Source organism: Paracoccus sp. 22332 (genome assembly GCF_052045125.1).
Taxonomy (GTDB): Bacteria; Pseudomonadota; Alphaproteobacteria; order Rhodobacterales; family Rhodobacteraceae; genus Paracoccus; species Paracoccus haematequi_A.
In genome coordinates, this window is record NZ_JBQEOI010000135.1 from 1 (window position 1) to 545 (window position 545).

Here is a 545-nt window from a genome sequence, read left to right on the forward strand (position 1 = left end):
GCGGGAGAGGGCGCGTCCGCCTCCAGCATCGCCAGCACGGCGTCGTAGCGGGCGGCGGGGGCGTCCGCCGGCGCGAAGACGAAGGCCTCGCAATCGGGCAGGGGGGCGCCGTCGAAGCCCATGGGCCGCAGCGTCGGCGCGTCGCCGTCGAGGCCCTCCAGCCTGGCCTTGGGATAGGTGGCGGCCTGGTCGAGGACGACCGGCTGTCCCGCCAGGAACTCCGCCGGCAGGTGCCAGTCGCGCCCCGAGATGCGGTTGTCCGTGCCCCGCCAGAACAGCCGGATGTTGGGCTCGTCCTCCGGGGCGACGCGCAGCTCCAGGACATGGCTGCGGCCGTCGCAGGTGACGGACTGCGAGGTGTAGTAGCGGGCCTCCTCGGCAAGCGCGGGCGAGACAAGACACAGCGTGGCCACGGTGCCGAGCAGGGCGGGAAAAGATCGGGTCATGGGAGGGATCCTTCGGAAAGACATGCGGGCGCGGCCCGCCGGCGCGGGTGACAGGAGGATGGGGAGAGAGGAGGACGCGCCGCGACGGCGCGGGCGTCA

Annotated in this window: 1 protein-coding gene; it reads right to left on the bottom strand. The window is 73.4% G+C overall.

From position 1 onward, the window contains the following. Window positions 1-446 (bottom strand): hypothetical protein (locus ACTJI6_RS24205; RefSeq protein ID WP_440804338.1); only part of this gene is annotated, 446 nt, incomplete at its 3' end. Window positions 447-545: the final 99 nt, after the last annotated feature.